Genomic DNA, 24,808 nt, shown 5'->3' on the forward strand with positions numbered 1-24,808 from the left:
ACTATGTTACTATCCCACCAGGATTCCATATGTATTCAGCTTTATGAATAGCTAATTAAATATTAATTAACTAGATAATTGAATAATTATATAATTAATTTTATTATAATATATAATGAATAAAAAGGTCGGAGGTTTTGTGTATGTCTGAAATCGGAGAAAGAATTAGGGATTTGAGAATAAAGCTGGAGTGGACACAAGATCTTCTCGCTCAAAAGATTGGTACTTCTAAGTATGTAATATCTAACTGGGAACGGGGGATTGCAAATCCAGATCACAAACAAATTGTTCTTTTATGCAACTCCCTAAATGTGTCCGCTGATTATTTACTCGGAATTATAGACGTAGCAGCTCCTTATTATCAGGACTCATTTGGCCAATTGAGCTTATTCCCTCAAGTCGATTACTCTTTTGTCAAGGAAGCTTCATGGGATTTGTTAAAACTAATTGATTCCGGAATAGTATTGATTATCAACAACAAAGTGATAACCAACCAAGATAAACGCCTTCTTAACGAAATAATTTCATCAATCTTCAATAGACTTCAAGAGGTCACTAGAGAAACAGAGGAAAGAACGAAAATATTGCTTAATACACAAATTTCGGATGAGCCTACCTCGGACAACTCATTATTGTAGTTTCCTACGATGCCTTCGATACTCTTTTAATGCTCTAATAATTTCGTAATATGCTTCAAGATCTTCGCTATTAACCGACTTAATTTCAATAGGACGGCAGGTAATCATTTCATTGTCATGTTGGATAAAATAAAATTCATTACAAAACGGGTATTGGAAGGCTATTACTCCCCATTCCCCTTCTATTATTGCTCTCTCAAACCAGCCATCTCTAATAGCTAAGGAACACGAATATAGTTTTTCATTAACCTGAATCCCCCGTCCTGTTACTTTTGCATCTCTTTTATTGTATTGTTGCATTCAATCACTCCGATAATCGTTATGCTATTATTTTTATCCGTTTATCGATATTTTAAACATTTTGATTTTTAATTTATCAGTTTTAAGTTCTATCATCAATTGAGACAAAAACATCTTTATTTAAACTGTTTTTACAGGATATATTGAGACAATTTTAAAGGAAGGATATTCCATGAGAGTACATATTGTATGGAGAAAATAAAGTATTAGACTTGGGTAGTTGATTTAGCGGGGTTTTTGAATCGAAGAATCGTCAGCTTTTGCGTAATAAGTTTTAGACTGAGGCATTAATATAAAGCAGCGGCAGCCAAAGACAAGAAAATAAAGTCTGATATGCTCCCCATACGGTTGACAGGTGAAATAATAAAAGCCTGTCTACTGTGAGGGGAGCCTTTTCATGTCTAGAGAGAAATATAACAATTTTGATAAATTCACCATCCTCGAAGAGGTGTCGAACGGGGAGATTGGTTTTCTAGAAGCTGCGAAGAAGTATGGAATTAACAAAACGATTTTAATGAAATGGCAACGTCGATACAAGACACATGGATATGAAGGGCTGGAGCGTCCTACACATCTGCAAAAGTACAGTGCTAAGCTTAAGCACGAGGCGGTAAAAGACTACCTTGAGGGAGGCTTGCCTCAGTACCAGATCATAGATAAATACAAAATTTCAAGTATGAGGATGCTCTTCAATTGGATTAACAAGTATAATGGTCATAGCAGCTTAACAGCCAATAAAGGAGAAGCAACAGTTATGACAAAAGGGCACACTACGACTTGGCAAGAACAGATCGAAATCGTCCAGTACGGTCTGACCAATCAATGTGATTACCAAAAGACAACTGGACAGTTTGAGGTCTCCTACAGCAAGTATACCAATGGGTAAAGAAGTTCGAATGTGGCGGCCAGGATGCCTTAAATGATGGCCAGGGGAGAAAGAACGCCCCGGAAACGCTAACGGAGGCTGACCAGCAGAAACTCAAGATGAAGCAGATGGAGTGCGAAATGGAGCGACTACGGGCAGAAAATGTATTTTTAAAAATGTTAGAGGAAATAGAAAGAAGGCGACGCTAAATCAAACACGGCAGGAAACGATTTACCTTGCCATTCAAGCACTTCAAAAGGACGCGCCTACTAGCCTACTAGCATTCAACTTCTATGCGAAATTGCAGGAATTGCACGCTCAAGCTATTACAAATGGCTAAATCGCAAACCCCGTTCTCGTGAGCATGAGAATGAGCAGCTGATTCAAGTGATGATGACCATCTATGAGAAAGTGGAGCGCATCTTTGGGTACCGTCAGTTAACTCTGCATATGCGCAGACAAACCGGAAAAACCATTAACCATAAGCGCATAAAGCGGCTAATGAAGGTCATGGGAATTCAGTCCGTTATTCGAGAAGGAAGAGGAAAAAGTATGCCAACGCCACTCCACAACAGGTCGCGGAGAACGTCCTAAACCGCAACTTCCATGCGGATACGCCGAATGCAAAGTGGCTCACCGATGTAACAGAATTCAAGTATGGCAATGGTCAGAAAGCGTATTTAAGCGCTATTCTCAATCTCCATGATAAATCCATCGTATCCTATATATTAGGGCATTCAAATAACAATCCACTTGAATTCAAAACGTTGAAACTCGCCTTGCAAGCAGCTCCAGAAAGTAGTCCTATGCTTCATAGCGATAGAGGCTACCAAGTAACACTTCATTGGGCTTTAACAAGCTTCTGGATGGCAACAAAATGGTTCAAACTATGTCCCGGGTTGGGCGATGCATTGATAACGGTCCAATGGAATCCTTCTGGGGGACCTTAAAATGCGAGAAGTATTATTTGCACAAGTACCCTACTTTTGAAGAGCTTAAAAAAGCCATTGAAGCCTACATTCACTTTTACAATTACGAACGGTTACAAGCAAAATTAAACGGCCTTAGTCCAATGGAATTTAGGACCAAGGCCGCTTAAATGATTTCGTTTATTTATACTGTCTACTTGACAGGGTGCAGTTCAGTCCTAGACTGCCGCTGTTCTTGTTCAACTAACGTTCACAGTTAGCGTAATGATCTTAAGTGACCGAAGGGTTATCCGCCTGGTACTCTTACTAGAGAACTATCGGGTCGCTTGCAGCGTGAATATGGTGTTACGAGATGGAATCTGTGGAAGCAACCAAATCAATTCCCAATATCATAGAAACCAATAGAGCAAATTTATTTATATCATTAACTGGAATAAACTTCACCAAATCCTGAAAATTATCTTTTGCCTTCTCTAGATTTCCTGATATAGGCAACAATTTAATACTATGCTTTAAGGATACCATATCATAATTAAGTGTTTCTGCTTCCTCTCTAGAAATCAAATTATCACTATAACTTTTTTCTATGAACTGAAAGCACTCATTGTCTTGACCATTCTTCAAGTATGCCATTGTTAGCTTTCTTATAACTAAGTATGATTTATCGTATTCTAAATATTTATTCAGTATTTGTATTCGATATTTAGGTGGTAATACACTTAATATTGTTGGTGCCCATTTACTTGGTCCATTATTATGAAAACCATTTACCTTGAAAAATGATACGAACATCTCAATTGAGAAATTCGATACAGCCTCCAATGAAATTTCAATATTATTTTCAGTAATATTGGCTTCTAAACCTTCATGAACGGCCTTATTTCCTATTTTCTTTGCACCAATTAAATCTGTTACAACTTTGTTATTAAGAAAAGTTTTGGAAGCTAATAACTTTTCGTGTAAATCATACCTACCCCATTTTTCTTTAATATGTGACTCAACAAATTCATATATCATTAAATTAGCAATTTTCTCAAGACATATTCTAATATCTAAACTTCTATAATACGTCTCATTTTGTGAAGTCATTGCCTTTTTGAAATAACTTGCTGCAATGGGCACAATTAGTGGTATCTCTTTATTCATTATATTTCCTCCATTAATATCCTTTACATTTCCCCTACTATACTAATAGATTCTTTCGCATAACAGTTTTTCACGAACTTCGCAGATACAAAAGATATAATTAGTATAATCGGCTATAAAAATGGCGGGCAATTTATTTGTAACTATCCTGCCCGTTAGCATAATGAAGCATCCTCAGTCTAATTACTTTATTTTCTGAGTTAATCAAGAGCTAAATATAAAAAATCAGATAAAATAAAGAGTTCTACATATTATACATGACTAATATGTGGAACCCTTTAAGCTTAACTATTTTTCCCCGTTAGTCACTCATGCGGACAATCAGGGTTTCCCAGAAAACGCCATGTATTATTCAAACCTTTCCCTCCGACCGGCTCAGCGTCCCGACCAGCTCTACAAAGTGGCGCCCACGCTCTTCAAAGTTGTGGTATTGGTCAAACGCAGTGCAAGCAGGGCTCAGTAGCACCGTGTCTCCCGGTGTGGCCAGCTTGTGCGCCTGCACCACGGCCTCGACCATGTCTTCGCAATGAAAAATAGGCGGGCAATTTGGCACTCTGCGCGCTGCATCCTCGATTTGACTGGCCGCTTCACCGATCAACAACAAAACCTTGACATGATCAGGCAGTAGCCTCACCATCTCGTCAAACGGTACCTTCTTATCTCTCCCTCCGGCGATCAGCAGCACTCGGCCCACGTGCGCGTGTAGCGTGGCGATGGTACGGGTGGGGCTAGAACCGATTGAATTGTTGTAGTAATGCACGCCATCCACAGTTGCCACCCACTGGTTTCGGTGCTCCACGCCGACAAAGGTGCGTACCGTCTCCAGAATTGCCTCGTCCGGCACGGTCCCTCTCACAGCGGTCATGGCAGCCATAACGTTTTCCACGTTATACCACCCCGGTAAACGAATATCACGGATAGGTACCAGACCATCGATTACTCCATCGCGGACTGTGTGCCCGCCGAAATACTTGGTCCGCCCCCGCCCGCGCAGTGTTGCTGTCGTCGGGTTGTTGCCGTTAAGGACGGCAAGGTCGTCAGCACTCTGAAAATCCAGCAAGCGGCGCTTGACAGCGCTATATTCATTCATGTCGCGGTGCCAGTCGAGGTGATTGGGCGAGAGGTTGGTAATGACCGCCACATGGGGAGAGCGCGTCATGTCCATCAGCTGGAAGCTGGATAGCTCGACCGCACATGCGTCCAGCGGCGACATCTCGCCCGCGCGCGTCAGCAGCGGTGTGCCAATGTTACCGCCCAGATGTACCGTATGCCCCCCGTTTGCCAGCATGTCTGCAATTAACGATGTGGTAGTGGTCTTACCATCTGAACCAGTCACACCGAAAACGGGACAAGGACACAACGCAAAGAACTCCTCCATCTCACTGGTCACACGGCTGCCGTCAGCGCGGGCCGAGTCCAGCGCCGGATGGTCTGGGCGCATGCCCGGAGTACGGAACACAATATCTCCCCCAACCTGATCCAGGTAATTCTCCCCTAGGCACAACCCGACGCCTAGATCGTCCCACTCCTCCCCGGTCGCGAACGGTGACGCGCTCTCCTGCTGAGCACAGCATGCGGATCAGCGGTGAGTTGCTGACGCCAGCGCCGATGATGGTCACGTACCGACCGGCCAGCGATTGGATATAGGTGTCAAAAGCAGGATTCATAAGCACCTCTACTTAGAGAATGTCATTAAATCAAATATACCACATATTGGTACCATTCTGCCTACCCGTTAGCCATTCATGCAGTGCAATAATCAGCGCTCACCACAGAGGATGAATTTTCATGGTAGTTGAATAGGGTAATAGACAATCTCTCAAATACCTTTGATAGATTTCCGCATAGGACAACTTAAGTTGTTCTCGCAACTTATTATTTTCTTTTTCGAGCTTCTTCATCTTACGTTTTAGCGAAGCAACGATCATTCAGAATTACTTCTTGTACTCTCACATCGGCACTCCCTTCTAAACATTAGTTCCCTTATATACTAGATAATTTATACTTACCTTAAAATCTATAGTTTATCTTTTTATTAAAACAAAAATAGAGGATATTAGCTCATATAATGAACTAACTATCCTCTATTTACGATACTCTATTTAACTCAGTCTACAACTTTATTTTCCAAGTCTCACACTTTATTTTTCAGTCTATATAAGTTGAACGAAAGAAACTAACAATCAAAGACGAACACATAGGCGATCAATGATTACATGAGGATGCTTCATTATTTCTTCCATGAATTTCCTGACACGCAGTCGAATTTGAGCAACAGTGGAATAAAACACATTGTTGATCACGCTGGATTTAAGCCATTGCCAGAGTCCTTCCACAATGTTCAACTGAGGACTGTAAGGTGGCAGAAACACGAGTTCAAGCCGATCTCTCTGTTCGTTCAGAAAAGGTTGTAACAGCTTCGCATGATGAATTCGAGCGTTGTCTAATACGATGACGATGTTCCCCGCTGGATAGGCACCCAGGACCTTCTGTAGAAAGATCAAAAAGGTTTCGGCGGTATAGTGTTCGTCTTCTTGCCAAACGATTCGTCCCGTTTCATAGTCAAGTGTCGCGAGTAGTTTGACCCCGCGATGTTTACCTGTGGTTGGAATGATTCGTTGCTTTCCGCGAAGAAACCAGGTTTTCTGAATCGCTTGATAATCCCGAATCATCGATTCATCCTCGAACAGCAGGTGATCAATCTCGTCGTTCAGTACCTTTTTTTCAAGTCAGGAAAGGTCGTTTCGGCAAATTGGCGTTGCTTTTCGGGATCTGCTGCCGCGAGCGTGTAGGTTGGTTTTGTATAGCTAAGCCCTAATCGTTCCATGACCTTGGAAACGCCACGAAGCGAGTAGCGGTGGCCCCATTCTCGTTCCACATACGCAGAAATAAGCTCAAGCGTCCAATTATGCTTGGCCGTAAAGCCGACCTCATCGGGAACCGAATAGGCGATGGTTTGTATCAATTGTTCTTGCTGTTCCTTCGTTAACCGAGTAGGTGCGCCAGATGAGTGCTTGAACTGCAAGGCTGCCAATCCACCATTTTCATAGGTATGAATGTAACTGCTCACCGTCATTCGATTTCGATTTAGAATGTCAGCAATCGCTGACATCGAAGTACCCTTTAAGTATAAATAAATGGCTTGGTAGCGTTCATACATCCGCCGCTCTTTCGCTTGTTTCATAGCTACTGTTACTTTTTCCAGTTCGGTATGCTTGTCCATGTCAGTCCCCACTTGTCTGTATATTGATCTGTTTCTTATTCGACAAATGGTTCTTTTTTCCTTGCCAAGGTTTGCTAAGAACTTTGATTCAACTTATATAGTACTTTATTTTCTTTTCACATTTAAAATTTATCTACTCTACGATCATTCTTTAATTCAATAATTTCTACAATTTCCCGCTGGTCTCGAGCAGACAACTTCCTGAAGCAGATAATTAGACTGTTCTCCACCTGATTAAGCTCCCCCACCACTTCTTTGTGTTCGTCCTGGCTTGCCATATCTCCGAATAAAAGCCATGTGGCGTGTACGTTAAACTCCTTTATAATTGCTAATAATGTCTCTAGTGACGGATTGTATTTGTTTTGCTCTAATTCACTTAGAGTTCCTTGAGACACACCAACACGATTAGAAAATTCCATTTGATTCATCTGATTTTTCTTTCTAATTTCACGTATTCTCTCTCCAAGCATTGGTGACAACCCCCTTTATATAAAAAAGCCCCGATGATCTAAACAAAGCATCATCGGGACTGTTCAAGCGGTTCCATACTTTTGTCACTAGTTCCACACTTTTAACATAGGTTCCAGACTTTTTTTACTGGTTCCACACTTTTTTATCACCAGACAAAAAGGGAAAATTATTACTCTCCCCTACTCCACCGTCACACTCTTCGCTAAATTTCTCGGTTTATCAACATCATGTCCGAGCGCAAGCGACGCGTAGTAAGAGATCAATTGCAGCGGTACTACGGACAGGGCAGCTGTCAGAATCGGCAGTGTGCGCGGGATCGAGAACAACGTATCGACCGATTTGCTCACTTCTTCTTCATAGCCAACATTGCCAATACCGAGCACATTTGCACCACGCGCTTTCACTTCTTTAATGTTGCTCAATGTTTTCTCGTACAGCTCTTCCTGCGTGACCAATGCGATAACGGGAACGCCTTCTTCGATCAGCGCCAACGTACCGTGCTTCAGCTCGCCAGCTGGGTAAGCTTCCGAGTGAATATACGATATTTCTTTCAGCTTCAGCGAGCCTTCCAGCGCCACAGGATAGTCAATGCCGCGGCCAATAAAGAACAGGCTCGGATGCGAGGAGATCGATTCAGCGATATCGCGCAACACCGGCGCTTGCTCCAAAATGCTTTCCACTTGCTCAGGAAGCTCTTGCATCGCAGCAAGGATTTCGCTCACCTCAGCTGTATTTTTAGTTCCCAATGTATCTGCAAAGTACAAGCTGAGAAGGTAGAATACTACGAGCTGCGACGTGTAAGCTTTTGTCGAAGCAACCGCAATTTCCGGTCCTGCCAACGTTACCAATACATCATCCGCTTCGCGGGCAATCGAGCTGCCCACTACGTTCGTAATCGCCAGTACGTGAGCACCATTGCGCTTCGCTTCACGCAAAGCAGCAAGCGTATCCGCTGTCTCACCGGATTGGCTGACTACAATAACGAGCGTATCCGGCGTAATGATTGGCGAGCGGTAACGGTATTCCGAAGCTACATCCGTTTCAACCGGAATGCGGGCAATGGACTCAATAACCGTTTTACCAACAAGGCCAGCATGGTAAGCTGTTCCGCAAGCAACGATATGCACTTTACGAATCGTTTTAATATAATCCTTCGTCATCGTCAGCTCAGATAGCTGTACCGATTTGCCATCGTCTGCAACGCGGCCGAGCATTGTGTCGCGGTATGCTTTTGGCTGCTCATAAATTTCTTTCAGCATAAAATGATCAAATCCGGCTTTTTCTGCGGTTACCAGATCCCAGTCGACATGGAATATTTCCTTGGAAATAGCTGCGCCTTCTGTCGTCATCAATTCGACACCATCACGTGTCAAAATAGCCATTTCGCCGTCGTCCAAAATATAAACGTCACGCGTATGCTCCAAAATCGCTGGAATATCCGAGCCAATGAAGTTTTCGCCTTTGCCTACGCCAATTACAAGCGGGCTTGCAAAACGAACCGCTACCAGCTTCTCCGGTTCAAACTCCGTCAATACGCCAAGCGCGAACGCTCCGCGCATACGTTTAACCGCACGCTGCACCGCTTCAATGATGTTGCCGTCATACTCATCAGCTACGAGATGCGAGATCACTTCTGTATCCGTCTCCGATACGAATACATGACCCTTCACAGTCAATTCATCCTTCAGATCCAAGTAGTTCTCAATGATGCCATTGTGAACGACCGAAAATTTAGCCGAATTGTCCGTATGCGGATGCGAGTTCACATCAGATGGCTTGCCATGAGTCGCCCAGCGTGTATGCCCAATGCCCACGGAACCGTGCAAAGGCTCGCCTTGCAGCTTGCCTTCAAGATTCGCAAGACGTCCTTTTGCCTTGGATACTTCAAGACCGTTGTCCGTGAATACAGCAATGCCTGCCGAGTCATAGCCGCGGTACTCCAGCTTTTTCAGCCCTTCGATCAAAATTGCCTGCGAGTCACGTTTACCAATATATCCTACAATTCCACACATAATTTAATAGACCTCCGTTATAGGTATAATGCCCTTATGACGGATGCCTGCCTATATGCGGCACAGGCGCTATTCGGTTGTCACAAATTCAGCTTTAGCTTTTGTACAAAGAAGTTGTGTAACCCTCTGCCCGTACCAGCCCCACAGGCGGCACCATAGACATACGGGAATAAAAGTTCAATTATTTCGTCTGTTGATGCCTGCTGAACGTTTGTATGAATGGTCGCCCAATCATTTTGCGTCTCAGCTTTCGGTTGGCATGCTATAACCGGGAGGCCCCCGCCGAACATTTCGAACACCTCCACCTCGTCAGCTTCCCGTATGATCGCCCCGACTGCTTCCATAACCAACTGTCTGCACATCCATCCTGCAGCCCATTCATCGGTTACGTAGAGCGTCGAAACGAATCATCACGCAAGCTCTGGCGCTTATATTGCAGTATAACCTCGATCCTCGCTTTCCTTCTGGAATGAAATCATAATCTCTATTGTATTCATTTTCAGGCAAATATGCAACAACATCGGGCTCGTATCCATTCATAAGCAGCTATACCCACCGATTGCCACCACTGCCTATTTCATTCTATGTCTCAAAAAGCGTATCGGTGCCTAGCCGCCGGCATTCTGCCAATCCTCTCAGCCTGTGCTGAAGCTTTAGCGCACATGCTTATATTGAATCGCCGAATGCAAGCGGCATTAATCATTTAGGGCACCAATCTTTTATATCGCTTAACATTACTGACGTTTATAATTGCTAACCTTAAAAATAAGTCCCGTTTAAGATTACTGCTATTAATATGAATTTCCTTCGACGTTTTCGGTCGTTAACGTGTACTATCGTTTACGATTGCTGCCGCTAAATACTCAGACCATTAATGATTAACCGAGTTCTTTTTTCACCACATCAACAATCTTTGCGACGTATGCTTCAACCTGATCCTTGTCTGGGCCTTCTGCCATGACGCGAATAAGCGATTCCGTACCTGATGGACGAACCAGCACACGGCCGTTGTCGCCAAGCTCACGGGACACTTCTTCCGCTGCTGCTTCAATCGCTTGGTTGCCCAGGTATTTGCTCTTGTCTTCCACGCGTACGTTAACGAGCACTTGCGGGAACTTGCGCATAATGGTTTTCAGCTCGCTGAGCTTACGGCCGGAAGCTTTAATCGTATCAACCAGCTGCAAAGCGGTCAGAATGCCGTCACCCGTCGTAATATAATCTAGAAAAATAACATGGCCGGACTGCTCGCCGCCCAGATTGAAGCCGCCGCGACGCATTTCTTCCATCACGTAGCGGTCGCCAACAGCGGTTTGTGCGGTTTGCAGGCCTAGCTGCCCCGCAGCCTTGAAGAAGCCAATGTTCGCCATAACCGTCGTAACGACCGTGTCATGCTTCAGCTTTCCAGCCTGTTTCATTGCATCGCCAATGATGCACAAAATATAATCGCCATCGACCTCTTCGCCTTGATCATCAATGGCGATCAGGCGGTCGGCATCGCCGTCAAAGGATAATCCCAGATCCGCTTTATGCGCCAGCACCTGCTCACGCAAATATTCCGGATGCGTCGAACCGACGCCCGCATTAATGTTGCGGCCATCCGGCTCCGCCCCTACCGTAATGATTTCCGCGCCAAGCTCGCGGAATACAGCAGGTGCCAGCTCATAGGCGGAGCCGTTGGCGCAGTCGAGCACGATTTTAAGGCCGCTGAAGCCACCTGTAATCGTCGTTTTCAAAAAGTCCAGATAACGTTTCTTCGCCGAGTCATCGTCGGTTACAGTGCCAATGTCGCCGCCTACAGGGCGCGGCAGTTCATCCTGCTCCGCATCAATCAGCTGCTCAATGCGAATTTCCGTCTCATCCGACAGCTTGAAGCCGTCGCCCGCGAAAAACTTTATGCCATTGTCCTCAACCGGATTATGCGAAGCGGAAATCATCACACCCGCATCCGCCTTGAGCTCACGCGTGATATAAGCGACTGCTGGCGTAGATATAACGCCTAGACGAACCACGCTTGCGCCGATGGACAGCAAACCAGCGATTAGCGCCGATTCCAGCATGGGGCCGGAAATACGCGTATCCCGTCCGATAACGACGACCGGCTTATCTGCCTCTCCCGTTAATACAAATCCGCCGCAGCGGCCAATTTTATAAGCAAGCTCTGGTGTCAGTTCCTGATTCGCGACACCGCGCACGCCATCTGTACCAAAATATTTCCCCATTATCGTTCTAGCCCCTTTTATGATGTCGATATTGGCTGAACCAGCCAAATATTTGTTGCTGCTCTTTACATTACATTAGCCATTTGCATTTGTGGCGCTGCCATTGCTCGGCTCGCCGCCACCAGCATTCGTAGCTCCAGTGCCTTCATTGCCGCCATCGTTTCCCGCTCCAGCGCTAGGCGTGCTCTCTCCACTATCCGGCGTTGCCGATGGCTCAGGCGTCGGACTCGGCTCTGGTTCGGTCGTACCACCACTTGCATCTGGATCTGCCGTTACCGGATCAGACTTCTCACCAATAACTACCGTTGCGCTAAATGCCGCTTCTTCGTTAGTTACGGTCACAAAACGCGGCACTGTTGTCGTGAGCTTGATCGTGTGCGTGCCTGCCTTTAGCCCCTGCAAATCAGCTGTCAGCTGCAAATCCTTGTCGCTAATCGCCGATAGCACATCTGGCGCACCGTGAATATTCAGGCTCGCCTCGCCGCTCTGCGGCTTGCTGATTTCGGCGAAAAGACCCTCGCCAACGTTCGTTAGCTGAATCGCTCTCGTCAAAGTCAGCGATTCCCATGAAACGACATTAACCTCAACATTAATTTCAGCAGGCTCAACGAGCACGATGCCGTCCAGCTTCGTTACTTTCGCCTTCACTGTGCCCGACTGCTCTACAGCTCCAAGATCAATCGTCACCCCATTATATACTTCGAGGGCATCAAGCGTTTTCTGATCCGCATAAACGGCAACCTTGTCGATTTCCGGTTTAATCGAAGCAATGCTTAAACCTTCCGGCAAGCTGCCTGTGTAGCTGATCTGGAGCGGAACCATCTTGATTGGCGGAGTGACGGGAACCTCCACATCAACGATCTTCGGATTGGTAATGGCATGCTCCATCACTTTACCTTCCGTATCATAAACAACAACACTCGCCTTTTTATCCTCAACCGTTGATTTGGCGCCTTCCACACTAACAGTCGCGCTGACCGAACCGACATATTCCATTTCATCCTTCGGAAGCGTCACTTTAACGGACGCGGCTGTCTCTTTGCCCACCAATAATGGTGTGCCGACAATATAGCCGCTTGAAGGCGTGCCTGAAGTCTTCAGCCCGAGATCAAAGGACCTCGTCTGAATTTCTTCGATATCTACCTTCACCGTGCGCTGTGAAATTTCCAGCAAGGTGACGCCGCTCGGCATCGTATACGTTAACGGCACAACATGCTCGCCTGTTCCGAGGCCCGATAAATCGGCCGTAATAATATAATCCTCGTCTTTGGCGGTCAGCAGCTTGGAACGGCGGCCCTCCACCATAATTCTTACAACGGTCGGCTCCATCTGCACGAGCGAATATTTGGTTTCATCCAGCCCAGTTGGAATAATTTGCGCAGCCTCAATAATTTTTTTATCTGTATTGGAGGTCACCGCAGCAGGAGTCGATTCCGGATCGAAATGCACAACTGCCCACAGCAGCAGCGCAATGACAATCGAAATAATTTTAATCGCTGTCGGATGACTAAGCCATTTATCCATCCTGGCCTCCTTTCCGCTTCCAGAACGCGAACGTAGAGCGTTCCTTCGTGCGTCCATTCGTCTTCGGAGTCAGCTCCTCGAACAGCTTCGAGATTAGCGATTCTTCTTTAATATCACGAACAATCATGCCGTTGAGCGCCAATGAAACTTGTCCTGTTTCTTCTGACACCACAACCGATATCGCATCACTAACCTCGCTGACGCCGATTGCCGCACGATGGCGGGTACCTAGCTCTTTGCTTATAAAAGGATTTTCAGACAGCGGCAAATAACAGCCTGCCGCCATAATTTGATTACCCCGAATAATAACCGCTCCATCATGCAGCGGCGTATTTGGCGTAAAAATATTGTTCAGCAGCTCGGAAGTTATTCGCGACTCCATCTGGACACCTGATTCAATCAGTTCATTAACGCCAGTCGTCCGTTCAAAAACGATGAGCGCGCCGATTTTGCGGTTCGCCATAAACTGGACAGCCTTCATCACTTCATCAATTTGCTCATTGACAACATCCTTGTCCATAAAGGACGAGCTGACGAACAGCTTCCCGCGTCCCACCTGCTCCAGCACCCGCCTAAGCTCCGGCTGAAAAATGATGAGCACCGAAACGACGCCAAAGGTGAACATTTGGTTCATAACCCATTTGAGCGTATATAAATTGAACCACGTGCTAATTGCCCATACAGCAATAAGCACAAGGATTCCTTTCAAGAGCTGAACCGCCCTTGTCCCTTGTACAAGCAAAATGATTTTGTAAATAATATAGCTGACGATCCCGATATCAATGACATCCTTGATGCCGTTCTGCCAAGTCAAATCTGCAAAGTAACTCATGTATGAACCCCCAAACAACCGAGCACGTATCGCATGTATTTTTAATTACAACTTTATTATTTTCTATATTGGGTGTGGAAACTCCTTTATTTAAGGTGAAACAGCTGTCGACATCTTTTGGCGGTGCAGCGCGTTTCAGTCCGAGAAATATAGAGAAAGGATGAAACCATCCTATCCTTCCCTATATTTTCAAAAAAAACTGCCTTCCCGTCAGGAAGGCAGCCACCTAAGAAGCCAATCCGCTGAAAGTTGTCGTCACCTTATACCAGAACCAATCAAGCGCCTGATCAATGGTCCGGCTTTGTCCGGCAATATAACCGGTCGAAGCAAGATTCAAGGAACCGTCAATAACCGTTACATTGCCCTCGATTTCGCCTCTTACGTCAGCCATGCCATTTTCAACGATCAAATTTCCTTTAATATGCACACCTTCTGGAATTGTAACCGTGTTGCCGTCAATAACGACCTGATGCAGATCCTCGCCCGATACCACCAGCTTCGTATCATGTCCCCACATCGAGACGAAGCTGCCCAGCATGACCAATACAAAAACCGCTGCGACCGTTACGCCCGGGTACTTGTAAAGCAAACGCAAATACAGCGGACGAGTCTTCGCCTTCGGTTTCGGTATTTGGTCCAGAATAAGCTGCGTCAGCTTCTCGGAAGACTGTATATCGTAATGCGGGACCACTGCGGCATGCTCCAAGGCGGAAAAAGTCATCGCTTCCGTCTTCTCCAGCTGTTCGAACCGAGCGAGGCAAGCGGGACAAGTACTCATATGCCCCTTCAAATCCATCGTACCTTGTCTGGTCAGATCACCGTCAAAATAGTCGTGCATCATTCCGATGGCGACTTTGCATTCCATAGCAGCCAGTCCTTTCTTTCTTTTGCTCACATTAACGCTCTACTACAACTATAGGATACGTATCAAATCCGAAAGTGTTTCAAAATTTCGCGACAAGCTTTCGGCCTTTTTTATAGCTTGTACTCCAGCTTCTTGCGCAGAAACTCGCGCCCCCGATGTACCCTCGTCTTAATCGTCGTTACAGGGATATCCATGACCTCGCTAATTTCTTGAAGAGATAAATCCTCAATATACCGCAGCATCATCACCGTCTTGTATTTGGGTGGAAGCGAATCAATGGCCTGATGGATAATCCGCTGTGTCTCGGACAGCAGCGTCTCCGATTCAGGCGTACGATTGTCGCTTGGAATCATCGAATAACCATCGAGGCCCTCGTGATCCGTCGATTCCGCATCGAGTGAATACACAGGCTTGCGCTTGCGCAGCTTGTCGATACAAAGATTCGTCGCGATCCGATAAATCCAGGTGGAAAATTTCAAGGTTTCATCGTAACGCTCTAAATTTCTATACACTCGCATGAACGCTTCCTGCACGACATCTTCCGCCTCTTGACGGTTGCTCAGCATGCGGTACGCCATGTGAAAAAGCTTGTCCTGATAGAGCCCTACGAGCTCAGCAAATGCCCGCTGGTCGCCTTTTAACGATAATTTTGCAAGGCGGGCTTCCAATACATTCACTTCTACTCCTCCAAACTTTCCGTTTGAACGGATTGTTGCCGCGAGTGCTATTATGAATCAGCAATGCCTACTAAAACAAATATAACTCCTGCCGCGTCCTCTGCCCTTAAACTCTATAGAAAATCGTAATCCACATGGACTTAAAAAGCAAGATAATTGCGTAAGAAACATCCAATCTTTCCAACCTATGACGAAACAACACCGCTACCTTATTTGAATTATTATATACGTTTTCCACTATCTATGGCAAAAAAGCAGCTCTCAAGCTTTTCGCTTGATGCTGCTCTTGTCGGGCTCGTTACGAATGCGAATCGTACCGCACATCGTTCCCAGCCTTTTTATATGAAAAATATTATAAGGAATTTGTCATCAGCTTTTGAAGCACGCTTTGAATTTCGTTCGATGGAATAGCAAAACCAATGCCTTGCGCCTCCGCGCTTACCGCCGTATTAATGCCAATGACTTGACCGCTCGTATTCAGCAGCGGACCTCCCGAGTTGCCTGGGTTAATGGAGGCATCGGTCTGCAGCAAATGCTTATAATCCTTCGTGCCGCCATTTTCGTCTTGTACAGAAATTGGACGTTCTTTCGCGCTTAGCACACCAACCGTCATCGTGTGGTCGAAGCCATAAGGATTGCCGATGGCGATAACCCAGTCACCGATGGCTGTGCTATCCGAGTCGCCCAGCGACAGCATCGGGAATGCCGTCGTTCCGGTAATTTTCAGAACAGCCAGATCCAGATCGGCGCTGGAGCCAACAACCTTGGCCACAAACGGCTCATCATAACCTTCTACGGTTACCTTCACTTGGGAAGCCCCGCTAATGACATGCTCATTCGTTAAAATGTAACCATCGGACTGGAATATAAATCCCGTTCCGGAGCCGGTAAGCTGCAAATTGGAATCGTTAGTGCTGTTTTGGTCATTGGAGCCTGCATTTGGCTGCTGCTGCTGGCCGCTTTGCGGTACCTGCTGGCCGAAAAACTGCCAGTATTCCGAGCCGCGTCCGCTCGAGCGCGTCGCTTGGCCGTAGTTTTCGATTTTGACGACCGCTGGGGATGCCGCTGCATAAATGCTGGAAATTTGGCTGTCCACCGAGTTGGCGGCGGTTGTCAAGCCTGCGCTGTTCTCGCTGCCATTGCTGACGACACTGCCATTTGTCGCATTCACTGTAGCTACGCCGCCTGTAAACAAATTGCTGCGATCCGCCGTATACATAAAGCCGCCGATGACGACAGCCCCTGCCAGAAACGCGGCGAAAATGGACTTCAATGGCGAACGCTTCGCCAGCTTGGAGGAAGCCTCGTCCCCGCCCCTGCCTGCGCCGCTTTGCCCTTTATCCGTCATCGTCTGCAGCTCACCCAGCTGCTTCTCATACGAATGGCGCAAACTCGAAGGGGAGCGCTCTGCCTCGTAGATGTAGGAAGCTACTAGCGGAGCCGTCTGTTTTGCAGCCTCTTGGCCTGCAGCTGTTTCCTGCTGCGATACCGATGATACGAGTGGATCAGCTTGCTGGTGCGTTGCCTTGCTGCTATCCGCCTCCGTCTCCTTCGACGCCGAAGCCTCTTGCTGCGGTTCAGCAGCATTCTCATAACCATAAACCGTTTTGAAAACCTGCTCGCCCCCGGGCTTGCCACCTGCACTCGCTTGTCCGTCTTTGCTATCGCTCGATCCGGCTGTGTTCATGTCCTCCTGCTCGTTTCCTTGTCCTCCACCATTCACTTGATCCGCCATACGATCATCTCCCTGTCCATTCAAGCTGTTATTTGTTCCTCTATATTGGTTGTCCTCGCTCATCTTGATTGCCTCCTTCAAGTTTTACCGAGTAAAATTCATCACTTAAGCTAAGTATCGGGAAAATAACGATTCGTTCTTGTGCGTTCGATTGTATTCGGTCATTTCGCTTGCCTTCTATGTATACATCATGCAGGACGCACCTTAAATCAAACTTAAGTGAAATTTAAAGCAACATAAAACCTTTGAACCCCGACCATATATCGTGCTAAAAAGCTGTACAAGCGCATAATAAGGGCCACTGCTGCCGCTTGCCCCACCTTTTACAACGCAAAAAAAAGCCAAGCGAGGCAATAGCTGCCCTGCTTGGCTTTTCTATTCACGCCAGAATCTCGTGGCGTTTACTTATTTATTTTTCAAGCTCCGTATTCGTATTAGCCCGTGTTTCTCAGACCGGCTGCTATTCCGTTGATCGTGAGCAATACTTCACGAAGCAGCTCTGGATCATCCTCGTCCTTCGCCCGCAGTCCGCGGAGCTCCGTCAGAAGCTGAACCTGCATGTAGCTGAGCGGATCAACGTATGGATTACGGAGGCGAATCGATTCTTGAATAACCGGTACGTTATCCAAAATTTCCGTTTGGCCCGTAATGCTCAAAATCATTTGCGACGTCAGCGCATATTCCGACTCAATTTGCTGGAAAATACGATCGCGGATAGCCTCGTCGGAAATCATGCCCGCATATTCCTTCGCAATAATAAGATCGGCTTTCGCCAGTGCCATCTGCAGGTTGTCGATCAAAGAGCGGAAGAATGGGAAATGCTCATACATCGTTTTTAGCGTCTGCAGACGCTCTTCGCTTCCATCCACATATTGCTGGAGCGCTGTGCCGGCTGCATACCAGGCTGGCAGCAGATAACGGCTTTGCGTCCATGCGAATACCCATGGAATCGCACGCAAATCTTCAAAGCGGTCGCTGTTTTTCCGTTTGGACGGACGTGAGCCAATGTTCAGCTCGCCAACCTCTGGCAGCGGTGTCGATTCCTTGAAGTACGTGAGGAAATCCGGATCGCGGAAAATCAAATCCTGATATTTCTCCAGCGCCGTCTCGGAAATTGAGCGGGCGATTTCTTCCCACTCCGGCTCGGCCGTCTGGCCTTGCTCCGGATATTTCGCCAAGCGCGCAGCTGTAATCAGCGCCCAAGTCGCCTGCTCCAAGCTGCGATATGCGATGCCCTGCATCGAATAACGCGAGGAAAGCACTTCTCCTTGCTCGGTAATTTTGATGCCGCCGCCAACCGTATGCGGTGGCTGTGCCAAAATGCTGCGGTTCAGCGGCATGCCGCCGCGACCAAGTGCTCCGCCGCGTCCGTGGAAGAACTTCAGCTTAACGTCGTATTCGTTCGCCGCTGCTGTAATTTCCTTAAGAGCTACGCGCAGCTCCCAGTTTGCTGTAACCGCTCCGCCATCTTTATTGCTGTCGGAGTAACCCAGCATAATTTCATGCAGATCGCCGCGAGCCGCAACGGCTTGACGATAAATCGGCAGCTCGAACAACTGCTTCATAATAGCCGGAGCCGCATGAAGGTCGTCGATTGTCTCGAACAGTGGCACCGATTGAACAGAGCAGTGAACCGTGCCGTCGCGATCTTGACGGAACAAGCCAACTTCCTTCGAGAAGACCATGACTTCCAGCATGTCGCTGGCGCCCTGCGTCATACTGATCAGGTAGCTGGAAATGCAGTTCGGGCCAAACTCTTGCTTCGCACGGTAAGCCGTATGGTACACATCGAGGCATTCACGCGTTGCATCCGTATAATCCAAGTGGCTCGACGTCAATGGACGCGGGTCATTCAGCAGGCGATGCAGCAGCTCAACCTTTTCATCCTCATTCAATCCTGCATAATCAGGCGTAATGTTCATTTTCGCCAAAATTTCAGTCATCGCATTTTCATGCTCTTTGCTGTGCTGGCGAATATCCAGCGTCATCAAGTGGAAGCCGAACAGCTCTACCTGACGAACCAGCTTGCCGATATGCGTGTCTGCCACATAATCCGCGAAGTGATTGCGCAGGCTGCGGTCAATAATTTTTAAATCCTCCAGCAGCTCTTCCGGGCTGTTATAGCGCATAGCCGAGCCTTTGAGCGCCTCATTGCGCGTATTGGCGAGCTTCTCCAGCATAAAGCCAAGCTTGATGCGGTAAGGCTCCTTCGTGTTGCGCCACAGTTCTACGCATTTCAGCTCAACCTGCTCGCGGTCGCGGCGAATCGATTCAATCAATTCATCCGACACTTCCACAATATTCGTGCTAAAGCTGAGTTGGCCCATCAGCTCATTCAGCGTTTCTTCATACTTGCGAATTGCCAGCAGGCGGTGCATCGTCAGCGCTTCCCACGTCACCTTCGCGGTTACGGAAGGGTTGCCGTCACGGTCGCCGCCGATCCACGAGCCAAAACGGAGAAAGTCTGGCGCATGCCATTTTTCACCTGGATAATATTTCTCAAGACAGCGCTCCAGCTCTTCGTAGACAGCAGGCAGCACCTCGAACAACGTTTCATCAAAATAATACAAGCCGTTGCGAACTTCGTCGATAACCGTAGGCTTACGGTCGCGAAGCTCATCGCTTTGCCACAAAATAAGCACTTCATTCAGCAGCTTCTCGCGAAGCTTCTCCCGCTCACGATAAGTCAGCGTCGGATTATCAAGCTCCATGACATCTTCGGCAATCCGCTTGTGGATATCCAGTACCGCTCTGCGTGTAGCTTCCGTTGGATGTGCAGTCATAACAAGCTCCAGCGAAATGCCGCTCAGCATTTGCTGTACATCTTCCACTGCGATTTGACGTTCCTTCAGATCCGCTACAGCACTCTCAATGGAGCCGCGTTGAACGCCTTCCCCAGTGGAACGCTCATAATCGCGCTTGCGGCGAATACGGTGATTTTGTTCAGCAATGTTAACCAGTTGAAAATAAATCGCAAAGGCACGAATAACCTGGTGCCTAATTTCCGGGCTCAATGACGACACGGTCGTCTTGAATTGCGCGAATAGCTCCGGAATATATTCCGCTCGTAACGATTTGCTTGTTTCACGGATTTGCTCCACAATTTCAAGCAATTCCTTGCCGCCCTGGTGGACGAGCACTTCGCCGAGTATGTTGCCTAGAAACCGAACATCCCTACGCAGCAAATTGTTCGCTTGCTGGCGGCTTGCCGATAAATTCGTTGCAGCTTGTTCCGACATACTGAAATCCTCCTGTAGCGTGCCCTATAACGGACTCATTTTAACTATCTTACACTATACTACAAAATCCTTCACGGTTGAAGCCCCGCCATTTACCAAGATGTATGGTAGGCTGTCTATTATGCTCACAACTAAAAAGGGCGCATTAATCATAAAATGAGGAGATGATCTCCTGGATTTCCGCTAACGTCATACATTACCCCTGTATGATACAATTCTATCTCATTCATTTTTTATGGATAAATAGAATCTTTTTCACGCTGTATAAAAGATATAAAAAAAGAATAGTTGCCATTCACATGTATCTTTAGTTATGGTATAAAAAGGAAACTATCTCAATTTATCAAGAAATGAAGGAGATTTTCATAGTTCAGCTCTACTTGCCATTGCTGCTAATTATCGCAGCTATTTCTTTTATAACGGTTAAAGCTACGGCTAAAAAAGGCAGCTACCTGCGCCTGACCCATCATCAAATCGCCATTATCGCCTTCAGTTTGCTTCTTATGCTCATACAGTTGTATATCCCTTATCGGAATGCTGCATTTATGAGCGGTGCATTGCTGTCCTCGCTGCTGTCCACCGCCTTGGCCCTGCTCGCGGTATTCCTCATCTATTTTAGAAAAAATAAATGGGCCTACCTTTCTCTTGCTGTCGCTTGCGTATCGGGAATCATTTCTACCCATATAAAAATAAACTAGCGATCAGCACGCGTCAGCTTTTTGCCAGCTACAGGTATCTTATCTTCCAGCAAATAAACAATCCTTTATAGCCTCTTCAATCAGACAAACGCTACTAAAAAAGCTTCCATGGCTGAAACTCGCCATAGAAGCTTTCTGTTCATCGCTTCTCCATTGTCACTAATGATCGATGTATTGGGACTTAATCTGTATAGTATGGAGTTGTTATTCCAGATCTTATTCAATTAGAGTCTTTATTTTGTTATTTTTTCACTACTGAAACTAGCAAAAACATCGGACGGCGCATTTCCTCCTGCCAAGCCGAATGGCTAGCCAGCAGCTCCTTTGTCGGCTGCAGCTCCGAAAGCTGCTTAAGCTCGAATCCGGATTCAATCAACGCGTTCATGTAGGTCGAAACTGTACGATGGTATTTAACGACATCATGCTCCAGAAATCTGGACTGACGCTGGCCCTCCCTATGATAATCATCCAGCGGCCAATGCAGCTTTTCCCCTTCCGCCCCATAATGCCAATCCTGCCCGGCAAGCGCGGTGAACACTGGATGCTCAACCGAAAAGACAAATGCGCCGCCTGGCGTCAGGGAATGGTGGATCTTATTGAAGAGGCCGCCCAATTGCTCCACATAGTGAAGCGCAAGCGAACTAATGACGACATCAAACTCCTCCGCTGGAAAGTCGATGTCCTCAATCGCAAGCTGGCGATATTCAATCTGTCCATCGTCTGTCATTTCCCTTGCCCGTTCCAGCATATTGCCCGAAAGGTCAATCCCTACAACCGAGCGGGCATGCTGTTCCCGTGCATAGCGGCAATGCCAGCCGAATCCGCAGCCGAGATCGAGCACGTTTGCACCCTCCAGCTTCGGCAGCATTTGCCGAAAAAACGACCATTCTCCGGCCGCGTCGAGTCCCCCAATCGAACGAGCCATCTGGCTATAATTTGTAAAAAAAGAGGACTCATCGTATTTGTTTTGCTTCATCCACCTTCAACCTCCTTAGCGCTTGGCTATTTTGTCCTTAAAAATTATCAACCTTTAAAAACAGGAACAAAAAAAACCTTGCAGACCGCAAGGCTTTCTTCGTACTTTGTAACGTTTAAGCGGGTGATGGGAATCGAACCCACGCTATTAGCTTGGAAGGCTAAAGTTCTACCATTGAACTACACCCGCAAATATGGTCGGGACGACACGATTTGAACATGCGACCCCCTGGTCCCAAACCAGGTGCTCTACCAAGCTGAGCTACGTCCCGACAGATAATTCATTTTTAAAGAAATGGCGCGCCCTAAGAGATTCGAACTCCTGGCCTTTTGATTCGTAGTCAAACGCTCTATCCAGCTGAGCTAAGGGCGCGCAATATGGAGCGGACGACGAGATTCGAACTCGCGACCCTCGCCTTGGCAAGGCGATGCTCTACCACTGAGCCACGTCCGCATTATATTTTCGCCTGTATTTCTTAAGTGTTTCATCGTGGCGACAAGTAATAATATATCATGTTGAGAAGGGAATTGCAACTGTTATTTTAACTTTTTCTAAAAAAACTTTTTTGAGTTTTTGGCCTTCCCTTTGCTTTAGGCCGCCATATAAAAATCAAACCGCGCTCCTGCAAGCACGGTTTGATGACTGACTATACAACTCCAGCTAGTGCCGGCTTCTTATCAAGCATAACTTTGGATGCAGCTGACTCACCTGCGAGCGCATACGGCATGCACAGCGGAACACCGGTACGCGGATCAGGCATAATATCAGCTTCAATGTTAAACACCTCGCGCAAAATCTCCGGTGTCATAACCTCTTGCGGCGAGCCTTCACCGACGACACTGCCTTTTTTGATAGCAATCATATGATGCGCATAACGCGAAGCATGGTTCAGGTCATGGACAACCATAACAACCGTACGATTATTAACCTCGTTAAGCTTCTCAAGCAGATGCAATACTTCGAGCTGATGCGCCATATCAAGGAAAGTGGTTGGCTCATCCAAAAATAAAATATCCGTTTCCTGTGCCAATGACATCGCAATCCAAGCACGCTGGCGTTGACCGCCTGACAGCTGATCAACTGGACGGTCAGCAAAATCTACCATTCCCGTCGCTTCAATGGCCCATTGGATAATTTTACGGTCATCCTTGCTCACAGAGCCGAAGCCCTTCTGATAAGGAAAACGTCCATACGATACAAGCTCGGATACGGTCAGTCCGTCTGGAGCAGTCGGATTTTGCGGCAAAATAGCCAGCTGCTTCGCCACTTCTTTCGTCGCTTGCTTATGAATCGACTTCCCATCCAGCAATACGCTGCCTGCAGATGGATTCATCAGACGAGCCATTGTTTTCAAAATCGTCGATTTACCCGAACCGTTGGACCCCACCAACGCAGTAATTTTTCCTTGTGGGATAGCAATATTCAGATCTTGAACGATTAACCGTTCATCATAACCAATGTCGAGATTCGATGTTGTGAGGCGAATCATATGACATGCACGCTCCTTCCGATGCCCGCTTATACGGATTGTTTGCTGAATATTTTAAAATCATACGACTTATCATTCATTAAACATGATAACTATTATCAGTATCATTCAATATTTAATGATAATCGTTCTCACGTATAATGTCAATGAAAATAAAGCAATTGTTTAGGCCAAATCATTTTGCATCGCCCATGCACGGCCGAAAGGCTTCTTATTTTTGCAAGAAGCCTTTGCTGCGGAGAAAATCGCCCATATGCAGACGGGGATGATTGATTTTGGCCGCCATTGATTCGGACCAGCTCGTATTCAGCTTGCCTTCTGAGCGCTCCAGCATATACTGCCTAATCGTCTCGTCATACTGCCGGATGCCGCTTTCCACCGCATCCTGATCATAGCTATTTTCATGCAAAATCGCCTGCTGTGGCAGTCTTGGACGCGTCAGCGGCGCTTGATCCGGCTCTCCCATGCACATCCCGAATACGGGGTACACATGCGCTGGCAGTCCTAAAAGCGCTGAAACCTCCTGGGGATTGTTGCGGATGCCGCCAATATAAACAATTCCATAGCCAAGCGATTCCGCTGCGATCGCTGCATTTTGAGCAGCCAGCGCGGTATCAACCGTTGCTACGATAAAATTTTCAACCGTGCTCGTAAGCTCGCCCTCATAATGCTGCTTGGCTGCCTGCTCATAACGGTACAGATCGGCGCACCAGACGAGAAATACGGGACATTCCTCAATATAGGCCTGATTGCCGGAAAGCTCAGCCAGCTTTTTTCGCTTATCTGGGTCACTCACGTTGATTACCGTGAAGCACTGCATACTGCTTGAGGTTGAAGCCTGCTGCCCCGCCTCAATTATTTTTGCCAGGGTCGGCTGTGGAATGGGGTTCGATTTAAATTTCCGAATGGAGCGGTGATTAAGCAGCACGTCTATCGTTTCAGGCCACATTGCGATCAGCTCTTTTCTTAT

General features: G+C 46.8%; 20 protein-coding genes and 4 tRNA genes. 3 read left to right on the plus strand and 21 right to left on the minus strand.

Going from position 1 to position 24,808, the window contains the following annotated elements; translation table 11 throughout:
• Nucleotides 1-143: 143 nt before the first annotated feature.
• The gene (locus MHB80_RS26390) at nucleotides 144-638 is read left to right on the plus strand and encodes a helix-turn-helix transcriptional regulator (RefSeq protein ID WP_341279745.1); all 495 of its coding nucleotides are present in this window, start codon (nucleotides 144-146) and stop codon (nucleotides 636-638) included.
• Here MHB80_RS26390 and MHB80_RS26395 read toward each other — a convergent pair.
• The gene (locus MHB80_RS26395) at nucleotides 630-938 is read right to left on the minus strand and encodes a hypothetical protein (RefSeq protein WP_341279746.1); all 309 of its coding nucleotides are present in this window, start codon (nucleotides 936-938) and stop codon (nucleotides 630-632) included. The two genes, MHB80_RS26390 and MHB80_RS26395, sit on opposite strands and share 9 nt — an antisense overlap.
• Nucleotides 939-1,335: 397 nt before the next feature.
• On the opposite strand from MHB80_RS26395, the gene MHB80_RS26400 reads away from it, so the two are divergent.
• Nucleotides 1,336-1,824, plus strand: a complete 489-nt coding sequence (locus MHB80_RS26400; RefSeq protein WP_341279747.1) for a DUF1153 domain-containing protein — start codon at nucleotides 1,336-1,338, stop codon at nucleotides 1,822-1,824.
• A 1,253-nt stretch (nucleotides 1,825-3,077) separates the two neighbouring features.
• Here the strand turns inward: MHB80_RS26400 and MHB80_RS26405 are convergent.
• From MHB80_RS26405 to ppc, 13 genes are all read right to left on the minus strand, one after another.
• On the minus strand, nucleotides 3,078-3,878 hold the full coding sequence (locus MHB80_RS26405; protein WP_341279748.1) for a hypothetical protein: 801 nt from the start codon (nucleotides 3,876-3,878) through the stop codon (nucleotides 3,078-3,080).
• Between the two features lie 352 nt (nucleotides 3,879-4,230).
• Nucleotides 4,231-5,337: a UDP-N-acetylmuramoyl-L-alanine--D-glutamate ligase gene (gene murD / locus MHB80_RS26410; protein WP_341279749.1), complete on the minus strand. Its 1,107-nt coding sequence runs from the start codon at nucleotides 5,335-5,337 to the stop codon at nucleotides 4,231-4,233.
• Nucleotides 5,338-6,061: 724 nt separating this feature from the next.
• Nucleotides 6,062-7,101, minus strand: a protein-coding gene (locus MHB80_RS26415) for an IS630 family transposase (protein ID WP_341279750.1) whose coding sequence is annotated in 2 segments (ribosomal slippage) — nucleotides 6,062-6,601 and nucleotides 6,604-7,101 — 1,038 coding nt in all. Because the reading frame shifts where the segments join, the coding sequence is not laid out codon by codon here.
• A gap of 122 nt (nucleotides 7,102-7,223) precedes the next feature.
• A complete protein-coding gene (locus tag MHB80_RS26420) occupies nucleotides 7,224-7,571 on the minus strand; it encodes a helix-turn-helix transcriptional regulator (RefSeq protein ID WP_341279751.1) in 348 nt (115 codons plus the stop codon).
• A 180-nt stretch (nucleotides 7,572-7,751) separates the two neighbouring features.
• Nucleotides 7,752-9,584 (minus strand): glutamine--fructose-6-phosphate transaminase (isomerizing), encoded by a 1,833-nt coding sequence (gene glmS, locus MHB80_RS26425; protein WP_341279752.1) that lies wholly within the window; start codon nucleotides 9,582-9,584, stop codon nucleotides 7,752-7,754.
• An 80-nt stretch (nucleotides 9,585-9,664) separates the two neighbouring features.
• On the minus strand, nucleotides 9,665-9,934 hold the full coding sequence (locus tag MHB80_RS26430) for a hypothetical protein (RefSeq protein ID WP_341279753.1): 270 nt from the start codon (nucleotides 9,932-9,934) through the stop codon (nucleotides 9,665-9,667).
• 528 nt (nucleotides 9,935-10,462) lie between these two features.
• Entirely contained in the window at nucleotides 10,463-11,803 is a 1,341-nt protein-coding gene (gene glmM / locus MHB80_RS26435; RefSeq protein ID WP_341279754.1) for a phosphoglucosamine mutase, read from the minus strand.
• A gap of 75 nt (nucleotides 11,804-11,878) precedes the next feature.
• Nucleotides 11,879-13,327: a CdaR family protein gene (locus MHB80_RS26440; RefSeq protein ID WP_341279755.1), complete on the minus strand. Its 1,449-nt coding sequence runs from the start codon at nucleotides 13,325-13,327 to the stop codon at nucleotides 11,879-11,881.
• On the minus strand, nucleotides 13,320-14,159 hold the full coding sequence (gene cdaA / locus MHB80_RS26445) for a diadenylate cyclase CdaA (protein ID WP_341279756.1): 840 nt from the start codon (nucleotides 14,157-14,159) through the stop codon (nucleotides 13,320-13,322). The genes MHB80_RS26440 and cdaA overlap by 8 nt, the downstream gene beginning before the upstream one ends.
• Nucleotides 14,160-14,385: 226 nt before the next feature.
• On the minus strand, nucleotides 14,386-15,054 hold the full coding sequence (locus MHB80_RS26450; protein WP_341279757.1) for a zf-HC2 domain-containing protein: 669 nt from the start codon (nucleotides 15,052-15,054) through the stop codon (nucleotides 14,386-14,388).
• 80 nt (nucleotides 15,055-15,134) lie between these two features.
• Nucleotides 15,135-15,701: an RNA polymerase sigma factor SigW gene (gene sigW / locus MHB80_RS26455; RefSeq protein ID WP_046233638.1), complete on the minus strand. Its 567-nt coding sequence runs from the start codon at nucleotides 15,699-15,701 to the stop codon at nucleotides 15,135-15,137.
• Nucleotides 15,702-16,053: 352 nt separating this feature from the next.
• Entirely contained in the window at nucleotides 16,054-17,499 is a 1,446-nt protein-coding gene (locus MHB80_RS26460; RefSeq protein ID WP_341279758.1) for a trypsin-like peptidase domain-containing protein, read from the minus strand.
• A gap of 371 nt (nucleotides 17,500-17,870) precedes the next feature.
• On the minus strand, nucleotides 17,871-20,675 hold the full coding sequence (ppc, locus tag MHB80_RS26465; protein ID WP_341279759.1) for a phosphoenolpyruvate carboxylase: 2,805 nt from the start codon (nucleotides 20,673-20,675) through the stop codon (nucleotides 17,871-17,873).
• Between the two features lie 380 nt (nucleotides 20,676-21,055).
• Between ppc and MHB80_RS26470 the strand changes: the two genes are divergently transcribed.
• Nucleotides 21,056-21,373: a hypothetical protein gene (locus tag MHB80_RS26470; RefSeq protein ID WP_341279760.1), complete on the plus strand. Its 318-nt coding sequence runs from the start codon at nucleotides 21,056-21,058 to the stop codon at nucleotides 21,371-21,373.
• Between the two features lie 241 nt (nucleotides 21,374-21,614).
• Here MHB80_RS26470 and MHB80_RS26475 read toward each other — a convergent pair whose 3' ends face one another.
• The 7 genes from MHB80_RS26475 to nfsA form a co-directional block, all read right to left on the minus strand.
• Nucleotides 21,615-22,349: a class I SAM-dependent methyltransferase gene (locus tag MHB80_RS26475; protein WP_341279761.1), complete on the minus strand. Its 735-nt coding sequence runs from the start codon at nucleotides 22,347-22,349 to the stop codon at nucleotides 21,615-21,617.
• A 118-nt stretch (nucleotides 22,350-22,467) separates the two neighbouring features.
• Nucleotides 22,468-22,538, minus strand: a tRNA-Gly gene (locus MHB80_RS26480).
• Between the two features lie 5 nt (nucleotides 22,539-22,543).
• Nucleotides 22,544-22,620: transfer RNA gene (locus MHB80_RS26485), tRNA-Pro, on the minus strand.
• 24 nt (nucleotides 22,621-22,644) lie between these two features.
• Nucleotides 22,645-22,721, minus strand: a tRNA-Arg gene (locus tag MHB80_RS26490).
• Nucleotides 22,722-22,727: 6 nt separating this feature from the next.
• Nucleotides 22,728-22,802: transfer RNA gene (locus MHB80_RS26495), tRNA-Gly, on the minus strand.
• 193 nt (nucleotides 22,803-22,995) lie between these two features.
• Nucleotides 22,996-23,838: an ABC transporter ATP-binding protein gene (locus tag MHB80_RS26500; protein WP_341279762.1), complete on the minus strand. Its 843-nt coding sequence runs from the start codon at nucleotides 23,836-23,838 to the stop codon at nucleotides 22,996-22,998.
• A 211-nt stretch (nucleotides 23,839-24,049) separates the two neighbouring features.
• A complete protein-coding gene (gene nfsA, locus MHB80_RS26505) occupies nucleotides 24,050-24,787 on the minus strand; it encodes an oxygen-insensitive NADPH nitroreductase (RefSeq protein WP_341279763.1) in 738 nt (245 codons plus the stop codon).
• Between the last annotated feature and the right edge of the window lie 21 nt (nucleotides 24,788-24,808).

Source organism: Paenibacillus sp. FSL H8-0537 (assembly GCF_038051995.1).
Taxonomy (GTDB): domain Bacteria; phylum Bacillota; class Bacilli; order Paenibacillales; family Paenibacillaceae; genus Pristimantibacillus.